Annotated in this window: 24 protein-coding genes; 6 read left to right on the top strand and 18 right to left on the bottom strand. The window is 55.1% G+C overall.

Annotated elements, in window-relative coordinates:
- The first annotated feature begins 13 nt into the window (after positions 1-13).
- From ACGHP1_RS10515 to ACGHP1_RS10525, 3 genes are all read left to right on the top strand, one after another.
- Positions 14-442 (top strand): hypothetical protein, encoded by a 429-nt coding sequence (locus ACGHP1_RS10515; protein ID WP_390509372.1) that lies wholly within the window; start codon positions 14-16, stop codon positions 440-442.
- Between the two features lie 96 nt (positions 443-538).
- A complete protein-coding gene (locus ACGHP1_RS10520; RefSeq protein WP_044954026.1) occupies positions 539-760 on the top strand; it encodes a YdbC family protein in 222 nt (73 codons plus the stop codon).
- Positions 761-762: 2 nt separating this feature from the next.
- Positions 763-1344, top strand: coding sequence for a hydrolase (locus ACGHP1_RS10525; RefSeq protein ID WP_097776530.1), 582 nt, complete (start codon positions 763-765; stop codon positions 1342-1344).
- 65 nt (positions 1345-1409) lie between these two features.
- Here the strand turns inward: ACGHP1_RS10525 and ACGHP1_RS10530 are convergent, their stop codons facing one another.
- From ACGHP1_RS10530 to ACGHP1_RS10550, 5 genes are all read right to left on the bottom strand, one after another.
- Positions 1410-3758: a diguanylate cyclase gene (locus ACGHP1_RS10530; RefSeq protein ID WP_390509375.1), complete on the bottom strand. Its 2349-nt coding sequence runs from the start codon at positions 3756-3758 to the stop codon at positions 1410-1412.
- Between the two features lie 150 nt (positions 3759-3908).
- The gene (locus ACGHP1_RS10535) at positions 3909-4430 is read right to left on the bottom strand and encodes a hypothetical protein (RefSeq protein WP_120079991.1); all 522 of its coding nucleotides are present in this window, start codon (positions 4428-4430) and stop codon (positions 3909-3911) included.
- A gap of 53 nt (positions 4431-4483) precedes the next feature.
- On the bottom strand, positions 4484-5656 hold the full coding sequence (gene ftsZ, locus ACGHP1_RS10540) for a cell division protein FtsZ (protein ID WP_044954030.1): 1173 nt from the start codon (positions 5654-5656) through the stop codon (positions 4484-4486).
- A 108-nt stretch (positions 5657-5764) separates the two neighbouring features.
- Positions 5765-7069: a UDP-N-acetylglucosamine 1-carboxyvinyltransferase gene (locus ACGHP1_RS10545; RefSeq protein WP_349137969.1), complete on the bottom strand. Its 1305-nt coding sequence runs from the start codon at positions 7067-7069 to the stop codon at positions 5765-5767.
- Positions 7070-7222: 153 nt separating this feature from the next.
- Positions 7223-8362: an FtsW/RodA/SpoVE family cell cycle protein gene (locus tag ACGHP1_RS10550; protein WP_118526354.1), complete on the bottom strand. Its 1140-nt coding sequence runs from the start codon at positions 8360-8362 to the stop codon at positions 7223-7225.
- A gap of 102 nt (positions 8363-8464) precedes the next feature.
- Here ACGHP1_RS10550 and ACGHP1_RS10555 point away from each other — a divergent pair, with 102 nt between their 5' ends.
- Positions 8465-10354, top strand: coding sequence for a peptidoglycan D,D-transpeptidase FtsI family protein (locus ACGHP1_RS10555; protein WP_390509378.1), 1890 nt, complete (start codon positions 8465-8467; stop codon positions 10352-10354).
- A gap of 58 nt (positions 10355-10412) precedes the next feature.
- Here ACGHP1_RS10555 and ACGHP1_RS10560 read toward each other — a convergent pair whose 3' ends face one another.
- Complete coding sequence (locus tag ACGHP1_RS10560) at positions 10413-11006, bottom strand: xanthine phosphoribosyltransferase (protein ID WP_005944437.1); 594 nt, start codon at positions 11004-11006, stop codon at positions 10413-10415.
- 228 nt (positions 11007-11234) lie between these two features.
- Here ACGHP1_RS10560 and ACGHP1_RS10565 point away from each other — a divergent pair, with 228 nt between their 5' ends.
- Entirely contained in the window at positions 11235-12104 is an 870-nt protein-coding gene (locus ACGHP1_RS10565) for a patatin family protein (protein ID WP_097775237.1), read from the top strand.
- A 384-nt stretch (positions 12105-12488) separates the two neighbouring features.
- On the opposite strand, the gene ACGHP1_RS10570 is transcribed toward ACGHP1_RS10565, so the two are convergent.
- The 12 genes from ACGHP1_RS10570 to ACGHP1_RS10625 all read right to left on the bottom strand — a co-directional run bounded on the left by ACGHP1_RS10570 (position 12489) and on the right by ACGHP1_RS10625 (position 20382).
- Positions 12489-13985: a recombinase family protein gene (locus tag ACGHP1_RS10570; protein ID WP_390509381.1), complete on the bottom strand. Its 1497-nt coding sequence runs from the start codon at positions 13983-13985 to the stop codon at positions 12489-12491.
- A 13-nt stretch (positions 13986-13998) separates the two neighbouring features.
- A complete protein-coding gene (locus ACGHP1_RS10575) occupies positions 13999-14319 on the bottom strand; it encodes a type II toxin-antitoxin system RelE/ParE family toxin (protein WP_015537812.1) in 321 nt (106 codons plus the stop codon).
- Positions 14316-14621 carry a type II toxin-antitoxin system RelB/DinJ family antitoxin gene (locus tag ACGHP1_RS10580; protein ID WP_035393314.1) on the bottom strand — a complete coding sequence of 102 codons (306 nt, stop codon included), beginning with the start codon at positions 14619-14621 and terminating at the stop codon, positions 14316-14318. The genes ACGHP1_RS10575 and ACGHP1_RS10580 overlap by 4 nt, the downstream gene beginning before the upstream one ends.
- Before the next feature lie 237 nt (positions 14622-14858).
- Entirely contained in the window at positions 14859-15068 is a 210-nt protein-coding gene (locus ACGHP1_RS10585; protein WP_390509384.1) for a hypothetical protein, read from the bottom strand.
- A 48-nt stretch (positions 15069-15116) separates the two neighbouring features.
- Complete coding sequence (locus tag ACGHP1_RS10590) at positions 15117-15455, bottom strand: hypothetical protein (protein ID WP_143405991.1); 339 nt, start codon at positions 15453-15455, stop codon at positions 15117-15119.
- A gap of 90 nt (positions 15456-15545) precedes the next feature.
- On the bottom strand, positions 15546-16085 hold the full coding sequence (locus tag ACGHP1_RS10595; protein WP_149794785.1) for a hypothetical protein: 540 nt from the start codon (positions 16083-16085) through the stop codon (positions 15546-15548).
- On the bottom strand, positions 16082-16402 hold the full coding sequence (locus tag ACGHP1_RS10600) for a hypothetical protein (RefSeq protein ID WP_242983423.1): 321 nt from the start codon (positions 16400-16402) through the stop codon (positions 16082-16084). The genes ACGHP1_RS10595 and ACGHP1_RS10600 overlap by 4 nt, the downstream gene beginning before the upstream one ends.
- Before the next feature lie 92 nt (positions 16403-16494).
- On the bottom strand, positions 16495-17469 hold the full coding sequence (locus ACGHP1_RS10605; protein WP_318177123.1) for a hypothetical protein: 975 nt from the start codon (positions 17467-17469) through the stop codon (positions 16495-16497).
- Positions 17470-17625: 156 nt separating this feature from the next.
- On the bottom strand, positions 17626-18315 hold the full coding sequence (locus tag ACGHP1_RS10610) for a DUF4367 domain-containing protein (RefSeq protein WP_390509388.1): 690 nt from the start codon (positions 18313-18315) through the stop codon (positions 17626-17628).
- The gene (locus tag ACGHP1_RS10615; RefSeq protein WP_390509390.1) at positions 18308-18838 is read right to left on the bottom strand and encodes an RNA polymerase sigma factor; all 531 of its coding nucleotides are present in this window, start codon (positions 18836-18838) and stop codon (positions 18308-18310) included. The genes ACGHP1_RS10610 and ACGHP1_RS10615 overlap by 8 nt, the downstream gene beginning before the upstream one ends.
- A gap of 64 nt (positions 18839-18902) precedes the next feature.
- Positions 18903-19568: a sigma-70 family RNA polymerase sigma factor gene (locus ACGHP1_RS10620; RefSeq protein WP_117506300.1), complete on the bottom strand. Its 666-nt coding sequence runs from the start codon at positions 19566-19568 to the stop codon at positions 18903-18905.
- Complete coding sequence (locus tag ACGHP1_RS10625; RefSeq protein ID WP_223389228.1) at positions 19552-20382, bottom strand: helix-turn-helix domain-containing protein; 831 nt, start codon at positions 20380-20382, stop codon at positions 19552-19554. The genes ACGHP1_RS10620 and ACGHP1_RS10625 overlap by 17 nt, the downstream gene beginning before the upstream one ends.
- A 248-nt stretch (positions 20383-20630) precedes the next feature.
- Here ACGHP1_RS10625 and ACGHP1_RS10630 point away from each other — a divergent pair, with 248 nt between their 5' ends.
- Positions 20631-21332, top strand: a complete 702-nt coding sequence (locus ACGHP1_RS10630; RefSeq protein ID WP_223389225.1) for a CHC2 zinc finger domain-containing protein — start codon at positions 20631-20633, stop codon at positions 21330-21332.
- Positions 21333-21345 lie beyond the last annotated feature (13 nt).

The following is a 21345-nucleotide window of genomic DNA, read 5'->3' on the forward strand; positions in this document are numbered from 1 at the left end:
AGGTGATTTTCCAATGAGCTTGACGCCCTTTATCCGCCACGAGCTGGAACACCAGCCCGGCACTACCGCCGCACCGGAAAACAGCTGCACCCGCTGCAGCCCGCCGCTAGGCAGGGAGCCGGCTCCCCTGCTGCCAGACGACCCCGCTGCCCCCGGCACACAGGTGCCGCCGCAGATCGAAACACCGGGCCAGACCCCGCACCCGGACACAAACAGCGCCCCGCAGGGTGTGCCCATGACCAACGGCACCCCGGCCGCCTGTTACCAGAAGAACGCCCGGGAATTTTTGGCCGGGGATGTGCAGACCAGCGTGATGGCCCACTATGCACCCGGACTGTTCAGCACAGACCAGCACACCCATTCCTGCCATCCGGCCCCGGACGAGGATGCTTCTCAGGTGCTGAGCCTTGTGGACTGGCGTGAGGATGCACCTTACGGCTAACAAAAATTTTTCAAATTATTTTTGCTCTACCTGTTGAAATCTGCGTCCGCTTCCCTTATTATGGTAGCAAACAAAGATAAAGGCAGGTTTTGCATCATGGCAGAGATCAAATATGAAGTTGTTCAGCGCATTGCAGTTCTTTCGGAGCGTCCCCGCGGCTGGGAGCGTCAGCTGAACCTCATCAGCTGGAACGACGGCGAACCCAAGTACGACATCCGCGACTGGTCCCCGGACGGCACCCGCATGGGCAAGGGCATTTCCCTGAGCCACGACGAAATGGCCATCCTCAAGGGCCTTCTGGACGATCTGGAGCTGTAAGCATGGGCGGCCGCGAAGAGTTTTTGCAGATCTGGCAGCAGCACATCACCCGCCCCGGCAGCGAAAAGCTGCTGGACTGGCTGGACCATAAGACGGATTTCTTTACGGCACCGGCCTCCACCCGGTTCCACGGTGCGTGTGAGGGCGGGCTGTGTATGCACAGCCTGAACGTCTACCATGCGCTGCACGATACCTTTTTTGCCGAGGGCGACAGCGAGGAGACCTTTGCCATCTGTGCACTGCTGCACGATCTGTGCAAGGCCAACTACTACAAGCCCGGCACCCGCAACGTGAAAAACGAAGCCACCGGCCAGTGGGAAAAGGTGCCCAGCTACAGCGTGGAGGATCTGTTCCCCTACGGCCACGGCGAAAAGAGCGTATTCCTCATCGAGCGGTTCATGAAACTGCACATCGAGGAAGCCGTTGCCATCCGCTGGCACATGGGCGGCTTTGACGATGCGGCCCGGGGCGGCTGCTTTGCCATCTCGGAAGCCTACGACAAGTATCCCCTTGCCGTCAAGCTGCACATCGCTGATCTGGAAGCCACCTATCTGATGGAGCACCGCACCAGCGCTGTGCGCTGAAAAAACAAAAATACCCGGACAGGCATAGCAGTGCGATACTGCAGCCTGTCCGGGCTTTGTTTTGTTTAATTTTTGCGCTCGGCCTTATTCTGGTACATTTTTACGTCCGCTTGACGGATGGCCTCGGTGAGCGGATGCACACCGCACACACCGCCAACACTGGCCGAAAGCTCCAGCTCCGGGTAGCCTTCCACTCTGGCACTGGCCGCAGCCTCCCGCACGCGCTGTATCACATGTTCCCCGGGCCGGATGTGCGGCACCAGCAGCAGGAATTCATCGCCGCCATAGCGCACCAGCACATCGGTCTGGCGCAGGTTGCTCAGGATGGACTGTGCCACGCTCTGCAGGGCCTTATCGCCCACCAGATGGCCGAACCGGTCGTTGACCTCCTTGAAGTGATCCACGTCGATCATCACTACGCCTTCCACCTGTTTGCTCTCCGCAAGGAAGCACTCGAAGTACTGGCGGGAGTATGCTCCGGTCAGCGAATCCACAAAGGCGCTGCGGTCAAAGTTGGAGCCGCGGTCCAGCAGCATCCGGCGGCCGCCCATATCCAGCCAGCGTCCGTCCGAAAGCTTGGACACCATTTCCAGCACGCAGCCGCGTCCGCCCACTTCCACATACTTTGCCATGACAAAATAAGCCTGATCGTCCTTGAACTCGATCTTGTTCAGGGATTCCTTGCGGGCAAGGGCCTTACTGGAAATGCAGTTTTCGCACCGGCCCGATTTGTTCCACACCATGTGGCAGATGCCGGGCATCTCGGTCAGCCGGCCATCCTTGCCCAGGCTCAGCACCTTGGTGCTTTCCGGGTCCACCAGACGCACGATGTCAAAAATGCCCTTCAGGCGTTCCAGCAGTGCTTCCGGCTGGTCGCTGTTCACATCGCCCAGCATCAGCTCCTGCAGGCGGGCATGGTCATCTGTGATCTGGCCCACCACGCTTACGCAGTGGCGCACACCGGCGCGGCTCCACATGGTGTGCATCACCAGCCGGTGCAGCCGGTATTCCTGATCCACCGCGATCAGCACCGAGAATGCGGCATCCGGCTCTTCCGGCGTTGCGGCTGCAATGGCATCCAGCAGCTTGCGGCGGTCCTTGCCGGAGAGAAATGTCAGGCCCATGCCCTTATCAAAGTCCAGCTTCTGGGTTCGGTTGACCGGATCCTCGTAGCGGTTCACCACGGTCACGCTGCCGCTGAGTATATCGTAATCGAACTGAATACCGCCGCGCTGCTCGGCATAAAAAGCGGTGCGCTCCCGTTCCAGATCCAGCAGGCGCTGGGCACGATCCTCACGGGGCAGAGCTTCGCGGTGCAGGATCTCCTCCGAAAGGCGGCGGGTCTCGTGGCGGAAACCGCGGTCATACTCCGAGCGCTGCAGCTCTGTGCGCAGCAACTCCGAGGATTCTTTCAGGCATTCCATCAGCAGCGGATTGAAGCTGCCGCACTCGCCGTGCAGGATCATGTCAACGGCCTTTTCGTGGCTGTAGGACTGCTTATAACAGCGCTCGCTGGTCAGTGCGTCGTACACATCGGCCAGTGCCACCACCTGTGCTGCAATGGGGATCTCGTCGCCCTTGAGCCTGTCCGGGTAGCCGCCGCCGTCCCACCGCTCGTGGTGCCAGCGGCAGATAGCGTGTGCCACCTTTACCAGCGGTTCGTCCTGCCCGATGGCAAGCCCCTTCAGGATCCTGGCACCCTCGGTGGTGTGGGTCTTGATGGTGGCGTACTCTTCCTCTGTCAGGCGGCCGGGCTTGTTCAGGATCTCTTCCGGGATCATGATTTTGCCGATATCGTGCAGCGCCGATGCTGTGCTGATCAGCGAGATATCACTCTCATCCAGCTGGTAGCGGTCAGTCTTCTGCGCCAGCTGATGCAGGAGCAGGCCGGTCAGGGTGCGGATGTGCAGCACATGCTGGCCGCTCTCGCTGTTGCGGAACTCCACCACATGGCTCAGAATGCTGATCATCAGCACACCGTTGTGCTCTTTTTCGTACACCTGATCGGTCACAAGGCGGGTAAGGCGCTTCTGCTTTGCGTAAAGCATGAGCGCATTCTTCACCCGGCGCAGCACCATGACCCGCTCGAACGGGCGGCGGATGTAATCGGCCACGCCCATATCATAGGCGCGCTCGACGCTTCGGTTGTCCTCTGCCGCGCTGATCACAATGACCGGGATCTCCTCCTGCCATGCATAGCACTGCATCACCCGCAGCACATCAAAGCCGTCCATTTCCGGCATGATCAGGTCCAGCAGCACCAGCGCGATATCGGTGCGTCTGCGCAGAATTTCGATCGCGCGCAGGCCGTTCTCGGCTTCCAGATATTCGTAGCCCTCACCCAGAATCTCCTTGAGCATGGCGCGGTTGATCTCCGAGTCATCCACGATCAGTATTTTCTGTTTTGGTTCCATCTCAACCGCTCCTCGCTCCTGTACTTCCGGCCGCAGGGTCTTCCGTTTCCTACCGGACCACAAAAAAAGCTGCTGCAACAGCTTTGCGCTTTGCAGCAGCTTTTCATTTCACTCATATCTGCTTTTTTTTGCAGATCATCCGGCTTTCCGTCATGCGCCCATCATATCGTCGAACCAGTTCATCAGCTCCACCGAGAGGTGCTCCAATCTGGTCTGGGGCTTCCAGTCCGGCTGAGCAGGCTGCGGAGCCTCCGGCCCGGGCTGTGGAGGCTGTTCGGCCTCCGGCTCCGGCCGCGGACTCTGCGCTGCCGATGGTTCCGGCTGCGGGGGCGTATGCGCCGCAACCGGCACAGGCCGCACAGCTTCCGCATGGCGGGCCAGCTCCTGACGCAGCTGCTCTGCATGAGCGCCCGCGCACTCAGCCTCCTGCCGCGCCTGCTCACAGGCCGCTTCCAGCTGGGCATTTTCCTGCCGCAGCGCGGCCATCTGCCGTTCACAGGCAAACAGACGGGTCTGATAGCGCAAAATTTCCGCACTGGCCGCTGCCAGCTTTCGGTTCATCTGCTCCAGCTGGGCACACACCGCCTTCGGCGGCTCTGCCGGAGCCTTTGCTGCGGCAGACTGGGCACAGCGCTGCCGCGAACCATTGTTCTGCTGCCTGCCCTGCGCCATGGTGTCCCTCCGATCCATCCGATACGCCTGATCCGCTTATGACGGCCAGCCTTTTATCTGCGCTTGTTCAGCATGGCCATCAGCTGGTCGTAATAGCCATTATCGCTGTTGTCCTCTTCCACGGGCTTTTCAGCAGTGGGTGCCGGTGCAGCGCCGCCTGCGGCAGAAGCTGCCGGGCTTGCAGTCTCGCTGCTGAACACAGCAGACGGAGTGGACTGTGCGCCGCCCATTGCATTGCTGATGCTGCTGCGCAGGTCGCTTGCGCTCTTGTTGTCAAAACCGGTAGCAACCACGGTCACACGCATCTCGTCCGAGAGGTTCTCGTCGAACGCAGTACCCCAGATGATGTTTGCATCGGGATGTGCGCTCTGGGTAATGAGACCTGCTGCGGTCTCCACATCCTCCAGACCGATGTCCGGGCTGGAAGTGATGTTGATGATCACGCCGTGTGCACCGGCAATGCTAGTCTCCAGCAGCGGAGAAGAAATAGCAGCCTTTGCGGCGTTCTCGGCCTTGCCTGCGCCCTTGGCGCTGCCCACGCCCATGTGTGCGTAGCCGGCATCCTTCATGATGGAGCGCACGTCGGCGAAGTCCAGGTTGATGAAGGCAGGCACATTGATCAGAGCGGAAATGGACTCAACGCCCTGACGCAGCACGTTATCGGCTGCCTGGAAGGCATTCATCAGAGTGATCTTTTCCTGGCTGATCATCTTCAGGCGCTCATTGGGAATGACGATCAGACTGTCCACATGCATGAGCAGGTTTGCAATGCCCTGCTCTGCCAGACCCATCTTGCGCTTGCCCTCAAAGGAGAAGGGCTTGGTGACGATGCCAACGGTCAGGATGCCCAGATCATGTGCCACCTCGGCCACAACGGGTGCTGCACCGGTGCCGGTTCCGCCGCCCATACCGGCAGTGATAAACACCATCTGGGAACCCTTGAGCGCATTTGCGATCTCGTCCTTGCTCTCTTCAGCGGCGCGCTGGCCGATCTCGGGGTCTGCACCGGCACCGCGGCCCTTGGTCAGCTTGGAACCCAGCTGCACCTTGGTGGCAGCGTGGTTCTTGGCCAGAGCCTGCTGGTCGGTGTTCATTGCGATAAATTCGACGCCCTGCAGGCCGTCGCTGACCATGCGGTTGACAGCGTTGCCGCCGCCGCCGCCCACGCCGATCACCTTGATCGTCGTAACGTTTTCGTCCATTTCTTCATCGAGCATGAGTGCCATAACTTTGTCCTCCATCGGATTTTATCGTAAAACTGCGCATAGCGCACAGAAATTATCTGCTTACACTTATATAACTGTATCGTATCATCTTTTTGCCCTGAATGCAAGTCAATTTTGCTTTTTTGAAGGTGTTTTTTTCTCGCTGGCGCTTTCCCGCGGCATTTCCCGCTCAATTTGGGCACCAAGTTCCGCCAGCATCTGTGCAAAACCGGCATATCCGCGGTCGATGTAACCGGTGTCGGTAATGCGGCTCCGTCCCCTTGCCGCCAGCGCGGCCACCACCAGTGCCGCGCCTCCGCGCAGGTCCGCAGCCCGTGCACACGCGCCCTGCAGCTGCCGCACCGGCCGGATGTCCAGTGTGCGTCCCTGCACCTGCACAGCGGCTCCAAAAGCCGCAAAACCCTCTGCACAGCCGAATCTCCGCTCAAACACCACATCCTCGATGCTGCTGGCGCTGTCGGCGGCAAGCATGGCAGCAGCAAGCAGCGGCGCTGCGTCTGTTGCCAGTGCCGGGTATACCCCGGTAAACACTCTGCCCGCGCCGTGCAGCGCGCCCAGCCGGGTAATGACCGCACTTTCCGGCCCTGTTTCTACCCTGCAGCCCATTTGTGCCAGAATTTCCAACAGCGGTGCGTAGGTCTCCGGCCTGCAGCCAGTCAGTTCCACCCGGCCTCCTGCCGCCGCGCAGGCACAGGCAAGGGTGGATGCCACGATGCGGTCGGCCATGGGCGCAAAGCTGCAGCTATACAGCATTCGTCTGCCCTGCACCCGGATGGTGCTGGTGCCCGCGCCCTGTACACAGCCGCCGCAGCGGTTCAGGAATGCTGCCAGATCGCTGATCTCCGGTTCTCGTGCGGCCCCGCGCAGGACCGTCTCGCCCTGCGCCGCAGCTGCTGCCAGAAGCAGGGTCTCGGTAGCACCCACGCTGGGGAACCCAAGTGTAATGTCCGCACCGTGCAGCCCGGCAGGCGCTGTCAGGATCAGCCTTTCCCCCTCCTCCCGGCAGTGCACGCCCATCTGCGCAAGGCCGGAAAGGTGCAGGTCCACCGGCCTTGCACCAATGCGGCACCCGCCGGGCAGCACCGTTTCCACCCGGCCAAGCCGTGCCAGAAGCGGTGCGCAGAACAAAATGGATGCCCGCATCCGCGCAGCGGCTTCCGGCGCAAGGCGGCAGGTGGAAGGCACGCCCTGCACCGTGATGTCGCTGCCCTGCCAGCGGGCCGTGCAGCCCGCACCCTGCAAAAGCTCCACGCTGGTGTCCACATCCGCAAGATGCGGCACCTGCAGAAAACGCACCGTGCCATTGCACAAAAGGGCCGCTGCCAGCAGCGGCAGCACGCTGTTTTTGGCTGCCGGGATGTGTACTGTGCCGTTCAGCGGCATGCCGCCTGTGATGATAAGATCTCCGCCCATGCAAAAAGCCCCCGTTCCGCAAAAGATACCTCATGCTATGCGGCGCGAAGGCTTTTTGTTTATTTTGTCTGCAGTTGTGCCATTTGTTTGTCCGGTCATTTGTAGCTGAACCGGCAGAGGATGCTGTCGTTTTATGGCAGGGAACGCCCGGTTTTATGTCTCCCCGCGGGACACCGACAGCACGATGCCCATTTCGCCCAGCAGCATCATCAGACTGGTGCCGCCGGAGGAAAAAAACGGCAGGCTGATGCCGGTATTGGGGATGGTGTTGGTGACTACTGCCATATTCAGCACTGCCTGCAGGGCCACCTGCACCACAAAGCCCACTACCAGCAGCGCACCGAACCGATCCGGTGCATGCGCCGCCAGCGTGATGCCCCGCCACAGCAGCAGCGCAAACAGCAGGATCACCGCGCAGGCTCCCACAAAGCCAAGCTCCTCGCACAGGATGGAAAAGATGAAGTCGTTCTGCGGTTCGGGCACGAACAGGTGCTTCTGGCGGCTGCTGCCAAGGCCAAGGCCCGCCGCGCCCCCGGAGCCGATGGCATACAGGCTCTGGATGGTCTGGTGGCCGTCGCCCAGCGGGTCGGCAAAGGGGTCCAGCCATGAGCTGAGACGGCTGGCAGCGTAGGGCACAAGGTCCGGCATAATGATGATGGCAGCTCCAATGGCCGCTGCACCGCCCGCCCCGGCCAGCACGAACCACTTGAGGCCGGTGCCGCCCACGAACATGAGCACCGCGCCGATGCCCAAAATGAGCACGGTGCCGGAGAGGTGCGGTTCCAGCAGCATGAGCACCGCCACCGCTCCCAGCACCAGTGCAAAGGGCAGCACCCCCACCGCAAAGCTGCCCATGCGGTCGTGGTTGAGCGCAATGATATGCGCAAACACCAGCACCACCGCAAATTTGGCGATCTCGCTGGGCTGCAGTGTACCCAGGCCCGGCAGCACCAGCCAGCGCTTGCAGCCGTTGTACTCCGGCATGAACAGCACCGCCGTCAGCAGTACCATTGAAAGCGCCAGCAGCGGCCATGCCAGCTTGTGGTAAACATGGTAGTCCACCCGGCTTGCCACCCACATGGCCCCGATGCCCAGCGCAGCATACAGCAGCTGCGGCCGCAGGTAGGCAAAAGCATCGCCACGCCGGTACAGCGCCACTGCACTGCTGGCACTGCCCAGCATTACAAGGCCAAAGCCCACCAGCGTGAGCACCAGCACCAGAAACGGCAGGTCCATGGCCGGCAGATGCCGCAGCGGCAGGCCGCGCTTTGCATGGGCAGCAGCTTTGTGCATCCGTATCACCTCCGTTCCTTTATTGTACGCGGCGGCAGTGCCGGTTAGTCATATCCCCGGCACACCGGCGCATACACTTGCCCAGAGAAGGAGGTGCCTGCCATGCCAAAACCGGAGCCGCGTCCCTTGCGCACCCTGCCGGAACGGACATTCCGTGCCCGGGCACGGCTGGTGGCCGCGTTGATGTGCTGCGTCTGCTTTGCGGGGCTTGCCGCGCGGCTGGCGTATCTGCAGCTGTTTGCGGGCGGCTGGTATACGAACCGCGCCCTCGGCCAGCAATTGCGCGATACTGTGGTGCCTGCCGACCGGGGCCGTATCTACAGCGCCGACGGTGTACTGCTGGCCGCCAACAGCAGCTGCTGGACATTGCGGGCCTCCCCGCGCGAGATGCCGGAGGAAAAGCTCAGCCTTGCCGCGCAGGGCCTTGCGGAAATATTGGAGCTGGACGAAGCAAAGCTGATGGAAAAATTCAGTGACCGCACCTCCAACGACTGCCTTTTGCGCTACCGCGTGGAGCGCGACACCGCCGACCGTGTGCGGGATTTTTGTGAAGAGAACAGCATCACCGGCATCCGCATCAATCAGGACTCCAAGCGCTGGTACCCGGAGGGGGAATTTCTGGCCAGTGTGCTGGGCTTTACCAATGTAGACAACGCCGGTGTGAGCGGGCTGGAGCTGAAATATAACGATGTGCTCACCGGGCAGAATGGTGTGGTGCTCACCGCCGTCAACGCTTGGGGCTACACACTGGAGCAGAGCTACGAGACCGAAAAAGTGCCCTTGGAAGGCAGCGGCCTGCGGCTGACTGTCGATGCCAACATCCAGCATTACCTTGAAAACGCGCTGGATTATGCGGTCAAGGAGCATCATGTGGCGGCGCGCGCCGTGGGCATCGTGATGGACGTGAACACCGGGGCCGTGCTGGCCATGTCCACCACGCCTGCCTACGACCCGAACCAGCCGCGCGTGATCTACGATGCAGCCGCCCGCAAGGCCGTGGATGCCCTTACCGGCAGCGAGCGCGCTGCCGCCCTGCAGCTGGCCCAGCAGATCCAGTGGCGCAACAAGGCCGTCAGCGACCTGTACGAGCCGGGCAGCGTGTTCAAGCTCATCACCTGCGCCGCCGCGCTGGATGCCGGGGCTGTGAGCAAAAACTCCACCTTTTACTGCGGCGAGTCCATCTCGGTGGCGGGCACACGGTTCCACTGCGCCAACCACAAGCGCCACGGCAGCCAGACCGTGACCCAGGCGCTGGAAAATTCCTGCAACCAGAGCTTTATCCAGATCGGCGCGCGGCTGGGCAAGGAAGCCTTCTGCGATTACTTTGCCGCTTTCGGCCTGCGGGAGCCAACCGGGGTCGATCTGCCCGCCGAACCCAAAAAGAGTCTGTACTACACCGCCGACCGCATGGGGCCGGTGGAGCTGGCCTCCTGCGCCTTCGGCCAGAGCAGCAAGATCTCCTATATGGAAATGGCCGCAGCCGTGTGCGCTGTGGTGAACGGCGGCAGGCTGATGCAGCCTTATCTTGTCAGCGATATCCTGAACCCGGACGGCAGCATTCTTCAGCACACAGAGCCGGTGTGCAGGCGGCAGGTGATCAAACCGGAAACTTCTGAAACCATGCGTGAGATGATGGAAGCCGTGGTGCTCTACGGCGGCGGGCGCAATGCCCGCATCCAAGGCTACCGGGTGGGCGGCAAGAGCGGCACCAGCCAGAAGCTGGACAGCGCCGACGAAAAAGCCCGTATTGCCAGCTTTGTGGCCGTGGCTCCCATTGACGACCCGCAGTTTTTGTGTCTGGTGTGCTTGGACGAACCCCACAGCTGGACGACTGCCGGCGGCAGCCTTTCAGCCCCGGTGTGCGCCGAGGTGCTGGAACAGACGCTGGTGTACAAGGGCGTGCCCCGCGCCGTGGAACCGGAAACCGATACCGATCCCGCCCAGACCGCTGCCGACCTGCCCGCCGACGGTGACAGCTTTGACGGTGCGTAAGCAAAAAACGGCCCCGGAAAGGTCTTCCGACTTTCCCGGGGCTGCAATGTTTTTTTGTTTAATTCTGCTGCGGCTGCTCGCGGAAGACGATCTCGCCGGTCTCGCTGTTCATGGACTCCACAATGGCAAGGCTCTCCAGCTGGATGCCCTTGCTGCGGATCAGCTCGCCGCCCTGCTGGAAGCCCTTTTCCACAGCAATGCCGATGCCCTCCACTGTGGCACCGGCCTCCTGGGCCAGATCCAGCAGGCCCATCAGGGCACAGCCGTTGGCAAGGAAATCGTCAATGATCAGCACATGATCTTCCGGGGTGAGGAACTTTTTGGAGACGATCACATTGTAGATCTTTTTGTGGGTGAAGGACTGGATCTTGGTCTCGTAGTTGTTGTAGTCCAGATTGATGCTCATGGACTTTTTGGCAAATACCACCGGCACGTTGAACTCGCTGGCCACGATGGCTGCAATGCCAATGCCGCTGGCCTCGATGGTGAGCACCTTGTTGATGGGCTTGCCTGCAAACAGGCGCTTCCACTCCTTTGCCATCTCCCGGAACAGCGGAATGTCCATCTGGTGGTTGATAAAGCTATCCACCTTGAGCACATTGCCCTCGCGTACGATACCATCTTTGCGAATACGATCTTCCAGCATCTTCATAGTGCAGCAGTTCCTCCAACCTGATCTTTTCCATGCCCATGCGTTTGCAGCGCATATTTCTCTTTTTATTTCACTTAGTATACCGGATGCTCTTTCCTTTGGCAAGAGGTTTTCTTGATAAATTTATAGGTTTTCCGCTCTTGTACTTTTTACAGATTCGAGTATACTGTAGTTAATATAAGGTGTGTCCGGCATCTGTGCACCGGCACACAGGAGGGGAGAGCATATATGAAAACGGGTCTTGTGCTGGAAGGCGGTGCCATGCGCGGCATGTTTACCGCCGGTGTTCTGGATGTATTGATGGAGCATGGCATCGTGCTGGATGGTGCCATTGGCGTTTCGGCCGGTGCGGTGTTCGGCTGCAACTACAAGTCCCATCAGATCGGCCGTGTGATCCGCTACAACACCCAATATTGCAACGATAAGCGCTACGCAAGCTTCGGCAACCTGCTGCGCACCGGCAACCTGTACAGTGAGCAGTTCTGCTACCACACCGTGCCGGAAAAGCTGGACGTGTTCGACGCAAAGGCATTTGCAGAGAACCCCATGGACTTTTTTGTGGTGTGCACCGATGTGCGTACCGGCGACCCCATCTATCACAAGTGCCGCACCGGCGATGCCGAGGATATCCAGTGGATGCAGGCATCCGCTTCCATGCCGCTGGCGGCCAAGATCGTAAAGATCGGCCATTATCAGCTGCTGGACGGCGGCATTGCCGATTCCATCCCCGTGCGGTTCTTCGAGTCCATCGGCTACAAACGCAACCTCATTGTGCTGACCCAGCCCAAGGGCTTTGTGAAAAAGAAGAACAAGATGCTGCCCGTCATCCGGGCACGCTACATGCGCTACCCCGCTTTCGTGGAAGCCGTTGCCGACCGTCACGAGCGCTACAACGAAACGCTGGATCACATTGCCATGCTGGAGCAGACCGGCAAGGCGTTCGTCATCCGCCCGCCCATCCCGCTGGAGATCGGCTCCATGGAGCGCGATCCGGTCCAGCTGCGCCGCGTCTACGAGACCGGCCGTGCTGTTGCCGAAATTCAGGTGGATAAGATCGCCGCCTTTGTGAACGAATCCAAAGCTGCAGCGGAAGAGTAACGGCGGCACAAACAGATATCCTACATGTGATGTTTTCGCGGCATCACGAAAATGTTAACGTCAACAAAATTATGGTATAGCAGCAGCCCCGGTGAACCTGACGGTCCATCGGGGCTGTTTTTGCGCCGTCTTCAACGACATCGCCGCAGCTGTTCGAATCCACCTGCATTTGTGGGCCTCACGCACAAGCAAAACAAAAAGCTCTAACGTACTAAATACGCTAGAGCTTTTTTGGTGGGCGCGGGTGGATGTCGCGAGCCGCGCATCTAAAAAAGCCCCGCAGGGGCTTTTTTGCCCTCCGGACTATTCGGAGGGCCGATGCTGTTCGAATCCACCCGCCCGATGAGTTTAGCCTTGTCGCAAAACAAAAACCTCAGCGTACTTTCATACGTTGAGGTTTTTTGGTGGAGCGAAGCAACCCAAATCCGAACCATTGCCCTCTGGGGCATCTTTGGCGGCGATTTCATTGAAAGTGATGGTTTTTGTGCCGTCTTTGTAGTTGAATGTAATCAAAACTTTTTCATCATAGAGATAAACCGCATTCACGAATGTATTGATAAGCGTCTCCCGGTGGCTTTTCACGTTCGGGTCGAGCTTGCGGAACCGGGTCAGCCAGAAACGAACCTGATTTTCGCTCAACCGTGGCCGAGCGATTTTTTCTTCGGCGATCCGAACCTCAAGTTCTTTCTGCTGGGCTTCCAGCTTTTCCAAACGCGACTTGGTGGAATTGGTCAGCACACCTGCTTGAATGGCGTTCAGCATATTCTCAATACCGTTCTCCACCTCGCGCATCTGCTTTTCCAGCAAAGGGAGAGTGGTGTTTTCCTGATCCTGCAACTCCATCACTTCCGCAACGATGGCATCAATCACGGCATCGTCCTGAATCAGCTTCATGGTTTCAGCTATGACCAAATCTTCCAGCCACTCTTTACGGACGGTCTTTTTCTTGCAGGTCTTGAAACGCTTCGCGGTAGCGCACTTATAATAATGATGAACGACCTTGTTTCTACCCGTACCGCACTCGCCGAACATCATCGCACCGCACATTCCACAGAACAGCTTGGTGGTGAGCAAGTAATCATCCTCGGCCTTGTGACGGGCAGGAGCGCGGCTGTTCTTCTTGATTTTTTGCTGCACTTCTTCAAACAAGTCCTTGTCCACGATGGCCGGGATGCTGTCGGGCATCACAATGTCCTTGAAGTGGTTTTCTCCGATGTACCGTTTGTTCGTCAGCAGCGTCTGAACACTGTTGTAGGTGAACTTCTGGTTGCGGTTGGTGGTCACGCCACTGTCGTTCAGCCAGTTCATCAGTTCTTTCATAGTTGCGCCATCGTTGTACCGCTGAAAGGCTTCTACCACAAAGGGAGCTTTCAGCGGGTCGACTTGAAAGAACTTCTCCTCATCCACCTTAAAACCAATGGGAATCGTGCCGCCGTTGTACTTGCCCTTCAGAACATTCTCGGTCATGCCGCGCACGACTTTTTCAGAAAGCTCTGCCGAGTAGTATTCAGCCATGCCGGTGAGCATACTCTTGACCATGATACCCGCAGGGCTGTCAGAGATGGGCTCCGTGGCAGACACTAGCTTGACATGATTTCGTTCCAACTGGTACTCATAGTGGGCCGAATCATAGCGATTTCGGGCAAAACGGTCAAGTTTCCAGACCAGCACGATGTCAAACAGCCGTTTTTCGCTGTCCTTGATCATCTGCTGGAAATCCGGGCGGTTGTCGGTTTTTGCGGAAAGGGCACGGTCAATGTAGTGCTTGACCACGGTAATGCCGTTCTTTTCGGCATAAGCCGTACATTCACGAATCTGGCCTTCGATGGATTCCTCACGCTGGTTATCGCTGGAATAGCGGGCGTAAATCACGGCGGTCATGCAAACACCTCTTTCACTTCATTCTCCGTAGGCGGCGCACAAGGTCGGATGCGCTGTACAGCACACGAGCCACTGACACCGCATCCTCGCCCACGATGTAGAACACCGAGTAGTTGTCCACCAGCATCTGCCGCAGCCCTTGGGTGCGCTCTGGTTCGCTTTCCACCAGCGCGCAGCGTTCCGGCAGGATGTTCAGCGACTGGATGGCTTCCGCAATGCGGTTATACTGCCCCATAGCCGTGTCAGGTTCCAGCAGACGGTCAGCAATGTAGCTGTAAATCTGCTCCATATCACTGAGGGCTGCATGGGAAATTTTTACGTCATACTGCTTCATCTGTGCTGTTCCCTGAACTGTGCGAATGCGCTTGCAGCATCCACGGTATCACCGTTCTGGATTTCCTTAATGCCCACCTGCAAGGCTGCATGGAGTTGGTCATCGGTCATGGTATCAGCGTTCAGAGCCGCAGGAGCCTTCGGCAGGGACAGCGAGAAGGGGATGCCGCCAGTCAGGGTGATCTGGCGCAGGTACATATCAATGGCGGTTGCCATCGGGATGCCGAGCTGCTTCAGCACATCCTCGGCTTGCTGCTTAACGGTCGGGTTGACACGGAGATTGAGTGTCATCGTTTTTTCCATGGTTATCACCTCGATTTTATTGTAACGTATTTTGCGTTGCAAGTCAATTCGAGGTGAACGCGCAAATGAAATTCTCCATATTGCACAATGTATTCATCGTTAAATTGTTCAAAGTGCTGGATATTCACCCTCTATAATAAATTCTTGGAGTGTGCCCAGCTTTTGCTGAGTAGTAAGCTTGAATATTATCTCTCTTGGCTGCGACCATGGCAGACTGGAAGTTTAACCTTCAATAAACTATTTACTGTACAATTCTTTTAGAATACACCAAAGATTCATTATCACACCAACGCCACCAACAAGTGCAATGAGAATCCCTGCAACTACTGTAAGGCGAACATTTTGATTAAAGGCATACCATAAAAAATTAGTGTCCGCACAAAGTATAAGCAAAATTCCAACAATAAATATGCTTACCGATACGATTGTTGTAAGAATTTTTTTCATGTTACACTCTCCTTTGTGTATCACTGTTATTCTCCGAGAAAGTTCGACTCACATCCCTATGATAGTGAACACATCATTCGTTTCAAAACACTTTGCTGCCCAAGGAACTGCTTCTGCAATAATCTCTTTGCAAGTACATCCATCCGATTGACTTTTTGTTAAAATATTATCCCATTGTACTTTTGTAACGATTGTCATTCCATAAAAGTCAAACTCTGGAATCACTTCAAGAATCAGATCTGAAACGTGGCGGCTATTCCATATTTCATCACTGATGCTAATAGATGTGTCAAGCCAGCACTTGTCGTGATACTGCCCTTGTTGAAATTCCAAATAGCAGCTGCTGTGTGAGGCTTTTCTTTGATCTTCGTCAATAAAATACTTCAAATTAGTTCACCCATATTAGCAGATAGCTGCGTTCGTTGCTATGTACTACAAGCGGAAAAGTTATATCAAATCCCATTAATCGTTAGCAATTCAACCCATCACAGTAACCATCTGAAAATACTGATACTGGTATTCATCTTCTAATACCGCCTGCATTTCTTCCATGTATAGCGGGTCTTTCAACAGTTTGGGATGAAATGCTCGCTCTCTCCAGAGTCGGACTCCAATTTCGGGAAAAAAATATTCCGTTCCCAGTTGCAAGTCCTTTTCGTTGCAAATAACGTTGTCCTTTTTCATTAAGCTATCAATAATACACTCGGCGGCTGTATTAAACATATCCATCCCGAACAATTTTATTGATGCCACTTTAGACAAATCACGCTGGATGCCGATTTCAGCAGCTTTTCCGTTCCGATACTGCACAAGAAAGAACGAATCATTATCCATATATCGTCCGGTTATCAAATTAGGGTCATCGGTTTCCGCACAACATTCCATTTGCATTGCTTCATCAGAAGAATTCGACCACTGTTTCTTCATTTGTAGAAGAGCATTTTCTAATTCATCTGATGTCATGCCTAATTTTAATTGTCCAATTCCAATATGTGGTTCAATAATTATCTCTTTCATAACAAAACCTTATACCAAAAAGTGAGCCATACAAATGCAGCAGTTGCACATATCATCAGAACCAGTAGTATCGTACTTGCAAGTTTTTTCTCAATGGAAACTTTCTGATTTTCGCACAAGACAATTTGCTGAAGATTGTGAAATTCGGCTTCGCTGACATTTCCATTTAACGCTTTCCATGTATTGCGGCGTTCTGTAACCAGCAAGAAATCAGACAGCATTTCCATAAAAATGACGGCGAAAAATGCCAGAGAAAAGAACCACATACCGCTCCATTGGCTTGCTGTCAAAGTATCTCGGAGCGTTGCCGGTTTCAAGGACTGTACCGCAATGACATAAAGTACGGTACTTTGTTCACAGTTGTTCTCCTTAATCTGCTGGCACCTATACACCGTTATTCCCATCATGTCTAAAAGCGAATTGATTTTGCAATTTCCAATGCCTGGCTTTCCGACACAGAACTTGCTTCAAGTTCAATTGCAACAAAGCATTCTTTCTCGTTATCATAAGCGAGAACGCCTAAATTGTTTACTGGTTCTGAATTTGCACCATCTTGAAAAATTACCGTTGTAAGTGCAGTCGTTCCGCGTTCCGTGGTTTGTATCACATCGTATTTATTATCCGTGTCAAACCTGTAAACCGATCCTAGCCGAAGTGCAGAGTAAACAATCTGCACGGAATCTCTATCACCTTCATATGGTTCATAGGTACTGTATCCAACCGCGCCAACCAACACATGATTTTTGTCATAAATATCATATACTGGATAAGACGGATTCAGGCTTGCAAGAGCAAGTGGTTTATTTTCAGCACGTTGCGTTTGTTCTCTCTTTTGAATTTTCCACCCTTGCGGAAGTTCGATTGAAATAACACTGCTCGCTTGTCCTAATTCTTCAGTTTGAAATTCAATTTGCCGATTTGGTTTCTCCTTGTTTTCAGCTTGTTCTCCTAAAATATCTGATGCGATTTGTCCATATTCTTTATCAGTAGTGATGGATTCCAGATACTGATAAAGCGTATTTCTTTCTTCATCCGATCCTCTATAGGGAAGCTCTGTTTTTATGCCGGATAAAACAAGCTGCTGAAAGTCTTTATCATTCATCAGTTTGTCATATTTCAACACATACAGTGTGTCTTGAGGGAATTTGATAAGACGATTTGTCAACACCGAAAAGCAATCTTCTGTATACCCACCATCCGATTCTTTAAGCTTTTGCAGTATTTGGCTTGTGCTGGCGTTTTCAAGATTAGATAAAAATTCCTGCTCGCTTGTCACCGATGTCGATATAGGAGAGTTCATAGAAGTTGAAGAGGATACTTTTGTTGCGCAAGCTGACAATCCTATGATTGTCGCAACCGAAATTGCAATGAAGCTCCTTTTCATATAGAGCATACACCTCCCGTTTGTTTCCATCAGAAGCTTTTACTTAGACAACGCAGCAACCAACACATTTGTTGCAGGATTTCCCAAATTTGTTTACTTAAACAAAAATCCATCCTCACATTTGTGCTCATCTACAAATATCTAGGCATTTTGCCGTTAATAAATACTTTCTGCAACCTTCATCAACTCATCCAATGAACCATCGCCCATAATTGTGCAGGAAACACCAGCATCCTCCCAAACCAAAATATAACAGGTGACCTGCCCCGGAATCTCACTTGTTCCAAGTGTTGCTTCCTTATCTCCAATCTTTACAGTTGTATAAACGGTATGTTCATTATCGAATGTTTCAATCTGTCCGTATGCGGTTATAATTGAACAATCCACAAAATAGATTTCTCCGGCAGCATTAACATACGCATGAGAGAATGTTTCCTTTTTATCATAGCCTTGCGTATAGTCACGCCAAAATCCGACTTGTACATAATGTTCACTATACGCATCGGGAAGCTGCTCTAATGGCTCTCCGTCCACTTGATACGTCAGCTGCATCTCAATCGGCAAGAACTTCTGAATCATCGTGTAGACTGCCTTGCGGAAGTCCGCACTTACTGTAAGCGCACCGAGAGTTAAAATTACCAGCGTCAGGGCCGCAATAAGCACTCGTTTCAGCACAGGGCGGCGTTTATGCAACGCCGCTTGCAGGCGGGCATCCCATCGGGAAGTGTCCGGGTAGCGTTCTTTAAGCTGCGCCGGAGTTGGTAGCTCGTTCAGTTCTTTCTGTGCATCTGCATGGAGTGCCATCATCAACGCAGTGTCAAAAGAAACTTCTGTCTGCTCACTCATGGTGGTTCAACTCCTTCCACAATAGTTTTCTTCCACGGAAAAGCCGCATCCGAACCACTTCGTCCGTCAGTCCAAGCGATTCGGCAATCTCCCGGTTGGTGTAGCCCATCGCCAAAAGGCGCAGTGGATCACGGTACATCGGCTTCATCTGCCCAATCAGTTCTGTCAGATGTTGGATGTTATCGGCGCTGACTGCTGCATCATCCGGCACCGGGGCATCATCTGGTGCGTCCGGGACTTCTTCCAGTGGTTCTTCTTGCTGCTTGCGAAGCATATCGTAAGCACGGCTTCTACTACAACTAACGAGATAAGCAGCGAGTTCGTGACAGTTTTCTCGATGAATTTTAGAAAAATTTTTGGCAACGTACAAAAACACCTCTTGCAGTACATCTTCTGCCAGATACGAATCGCCCATAATTTTGTAAGCGGTATGGTAGACCAGCCGTTTGTAGGTATTATATACATCTATAAATTGTTCTTCGCTGCTCCGGTCATCCAGAACTGCCAGATACATTGCCAGCATTTTCGCCCACATCCCTCTTATCGGGAGGAATTATGTCAACTTGACACAATTCCTCTCTGCCAATTCAGATAAACCACCACGGCAGTTCCAACCACAGGTTATCCATGGCCTGCTCTTCGGTCTTTTTAGCGCGGCCTTTTGTCAGGTGAAAGTATATCGCCGTGCCGATCAGCGGATGTTCCTCGCCATCGGTGAAGCCATAGCGGTACAGAAGATAGGTCTGCTCCCGCTGGCTCAGCCGTTTCAGAGCATCGTACAGTTCCCGGCGCGATTCCTGCTCTTCCATAATGCTCTGCGGCTGCATGGCATAAGGGTCGGCTATGGCTTCGATGCGCCGCAGTTGTTCCTCTCCCGGCAGAACATCGTCCAGCGAAACGCGCTGGTAGCAGATACCGTCCTTGTCCTCCGTTACCATCCGCTGCTCAAAAGCGGCAAAGGCATCCCGCACCATGTCCATCATGGCGTTGCGGATGGCAGGAGCCGCATAGGTCAGGAACTTCATGCCGCGCGCTGCATCGAACTTCGGCACAGCTTTCCATAAGCCCAGATTGCCCGCCTGTTTCAAATCGTCCGTATCAAGGTTCAGGCCAGCCTGTGCCAAATTCATGCTGCGAAAAAGGTCATTCGCCACCTTGCCAATAAAGGACTTGTTGTTGTCGATCAGGCTGTCCAGCGCGGCAGCATCGCCTTTCTGTGCCAGCGCACAAAGCCGTTCATTCGTCTGCTTCATGGGCGTTTTCCTGCTCTGCGGCAGACTGCAAGATTCCCAGCAGACCGTTCCGCAGCTGTTCCAGTGCTTCCGGCGTGGCTCCTTCCATGCCCGAAACACTGTCCAACATTGCATCTGTCAACTGCTCTGCCGTAATCGTTGGGTGCTGCACATCCTGCCCTTTGGTCAATTCGGTGAACATCTTCTCTGCCACTTTCTTGCTCATGGCTTCCTGTTCGGCGTAATGGCTCCCGATCCCCTTTTTGATTTCCTTGACCGCCGCCATGAAGTACATTTCAATGTCATCAAGATCGCCTTGATACACCGGCTTTCTCCGAAGGCTGATGTCCTTTGCGGCTTTGGCTGCTTCCGGGGTCTTGACCTTTGTGCGCAGCAGGGTGCTCAATGTCGTGAGCATGGCGTTCTGTGCTGCGATGCCGGAAGCAAAGGTATCATCAAAATACTGCGATATGCGGTAAGTAAGCTCTGCGAAGCGAGCGTTTTCCAGCAGCAGGTTGACCACCTCTGTATTGACACGTCCTGTGTAGAGGTTCTTTGCAGCTTCTACGGACAAGCCTAACTCGGCAATGTCGTAGTTCTTGCGGTCGGGGATGTTGGTTTCTCCCAGCAGGAAATCCGTAGATACGTTGAACAGCCTTGCGATCTTCAGCACCTGCTCATGGGTCAGCGTCCCTTTTGCACCGCTTATGAAGCGGCTGATGGTGCTTTTGGAGCAGCCGAGCTCCTTGGCAAGCTCCGGTTGGCTGATGTTGTGCTCTTTCATCAAGTCCGCAAGACGGACGTTGGATGGTGCGGGCAGATATTCCTGTGCCACGTGGTCGGCCCTCCTTTTGGCGTTTTTTCTCATTATAATACGCTCTGCCGTTTTGTTCAATATACGGTTTCCTCTCTGCCCTTGCTGTTGCAACTCTGCAACCAGTAAGGGCTTTTTTCTTTTTCCGTTGCAGTTTTGCCGCTTTTTTGCCTTTCCTCCAAAATTTTCCGTATATTCAGGCACAAGGCAAAAAACACCAGAGTTCCCACTTTGGGGTACTCTGGTGCAACGCACGAAACAAAGGAGGAATGCCCTTGAGCCTGTATCAAACTGTCAAGTCCGCCATCACCGTTCGGCAGGTGGGAGAGATGTACGGCATGGAGCCCGACCGCCATGGCATGGTGTGCTGTCCGTTCCATTCCGACAACCACCCCAGTATGATGCTGAACGAATCCTACTATTACTGTTTCGCTTGCGGGGCCAATGGAGATGCCATCGACCTCACCGCCAAGCTGTTTGACCTGAACCCCCGGCAAGCCGCCGAGAAGCTGATAAATGACTTCGCGTTTGCGAAGCAATGCAGTCCCCAGTGGGGACTGCAAGTGACAGAGCGGTCTTGCGTCAGCAAGATGGAGGGGCCTCGCCCCGACAAGCTCTGGCTTGACCCGGATAAGCCGCTCGCCAATGCCATCGCCCTGCCGCCGCCCAAGCGTGGCCTGACGGACGAGCAGTGGGCAGACATCGCCTACTGTCTGCGGGTGCTGACCGATTATCTCGACCTGCAGCACGACTGGCGAGAGTGTTACAAGCCTACTAGCCCGGAAGAATCGCTGGACGAGCGGTTCGTGGAAGCCCTCCACATGACCGAGACCGTCGAGCACCTGACGGACTGCGTTGCATTTGGGACGCCCCAGCAGAAGGCCGCTGCCGCCGCACAGCTGCTGTCCGGGTCGTACCTGCTGATGCTGGAGGAGCGCACCGACCGCCTTGCTCTGGCAAAGTGCGCCTAATAGTTTATTCACC

It is taken from the genome of Faecalibacterium sp. i21-0019-B1 (genome assembly GCF_042852915.1).
GTDB classification, from domain to species: domain Bacteria; phylum Bacillota; class Clostridia; order Oscillospirales; family Ruminococcaceae; genus Faecalibacterium; species Faecalibacterium taiwanense.

What these genes read in the sequence shown, in the direction of transcription:
- ACGHP1_RS10530 (WP_390509375.1), bottom strand. Translation starts at nt 3,758, where the DNA reads ATGGAACCAAAACAGAAAATACTGATCGTGGATGACTCGGAGATCAAC.
- ACGHP1_RS10580 (WP_035393314.1), bottom strand. Translation starts at nt 14,621, where the DNA reads ATGGAAAAAACGATGACACTCAATCTCCGTGTCAACCCGACCGTTAAG.
- ACGHP1_RS10515 (WP_390509372.1), top strand. Translation starts at nt 14, where the DNA reads ATGAGCTTGACGCCCTTTATCCGCCACGAGCTGGAACACCAGCCCGGC.
- ACGHP1_RS10570 (WP_390509381.1), bottom strand. Translation starts at nt 13,985, where the DNA reads ATGACCGCCGTGATTTACGCCCGCTATTCCAGCGATAACCAGCGTGAG.
- ACGHP1_RS10620 (WP_117506300.1), bottom strand. Translation starts at nt 19,568, where the DNA reads ATGAAGCAGACGAATGAACGGCTTTGTGCGCTGGCACAGAAAGGCGAT.
- ACGHP1_RS10610 (WP_390509388.1), bottom strand. Translation starts at nt 18,315, where the DNA reads ATGAGTGAGCAGACAGAAGTTTCTTTTGACACTGCGTTGATGATGGCA.
- ACGHP1_RS10585 (WP_390509384.1), bottom strand. Translation starts at nt 15,068, where the DNA reads ATGAAAAAAATTCTTACAACAATCGTATCGGTAAGCATATTTATTGTT.
- ACGHP1_RS10560 (WP_005944437.1), bottom strand. Translation starts at nt 11,006, where the DNA reads ATGAAGATGCTGGAAGATCGTATTCGCAAAGATGGTATCGTACGCGAG.
- ACGHP1_RS10535 (WP_120079991.1), bottom strand. Translation starts at nt 4,430, where the DNA reads ATGGCGCAGGGCAGGCAGCAGAACAATGGTTCGCGGCAGCGCTGTGCC.
- ACGHP1_RS10630 (WP_223389225.1), top strand. Translation starts at nt 20,631, where the DNA reads ATGCCCTTGAGCCTGTATCAAACTGTCAAGTCCGCCATCACCGTTCGG.
- ACGHP1_RS10550 (WP_118526354.1), bottom strand. Translation starts at nt 8,362, where the DNA reads ATGCACAAAGCTGCTGCCCATGCAAAGCGCGGCCTGCCGCTGCGGCAT.
- ACGHP1_RS10605 (WP_318177123.1), bottom strand. Translation starts at nt 17,469, where the DNA reads ATGAAAAGGAGCTTCATTGCAATTTCGGTTGCGACAATCATAGGATTG.
- ACGHP1_RS10575 (WP_015537812.1), bottom strand. Translation starts at nt 14,319, where the DNA reads ATGAAGCAGTATGACGTAAAAATTTCCCATGCAGCCCTCAGTGATATG.
- ACGHP1_RS10565 (WP_097775237.1), top strand. Translation starts at nt 11,235, where the DNA reads ATGAAAACGGGTCTTGTGCTGGAAGGCGGTGCCATGCGCGGCATGTTT.
- ACGHP1_RS10555 (WP_390509378.1), top strand. Translation starts at nt 8,465, where the DNA reads ATGCCAAAACCGGAGCCGCGTCCCTTGCGCACCCTGCCGGAACGGACA.
- ACGHP1_RS10525 (WP_097776530.1), top strand. Translation starts at nt 763, where the DNA reads ATGGGCGGCCGCGAAGAGTTTTTGCAGATCTGGCAGCAGCACATCACC.
- ACGHP1_RS10615 (WP_390509390.1), bottom strand. Translation starts at nt 18,838, where the DNA reads ATGCTGGCAATGTATCTGGCAGTTCTGGATGACCGGAGCAGCGAAGAA.
- ACGHP1_RS10545 (WP_349137969.1), bottom strand. Translation starts at nt 7,069, where the DNA reads ATGGGCGGAGATCTTATCATCACAGGCGGCATGCCGCTGAACGGCACA.
- ftsZ (WP_044954030.1), bottom strand. Translation starts at nt 5,656, where the DNA reads ATGGCACTCATGCTCGATGAAGAAATGGACGAAAACGTTACGACGATC.
- ACGHP1_RS10520 (WP_044954026.1), top strand. Translation starts at nt 539, where the DNA reads ATGGCAGAGATCAAATATGAAGTTGTTCAGCGCATTGCAGTTCTTTCG.
- ACGHP1_RS10595 (WP_149794785.1), bottom strand. Translation starts at nt 16,085, where the DNA reads ATGAAAGAGATAATTATTGAACCACATATTGGAATTGGACAATTAAAA.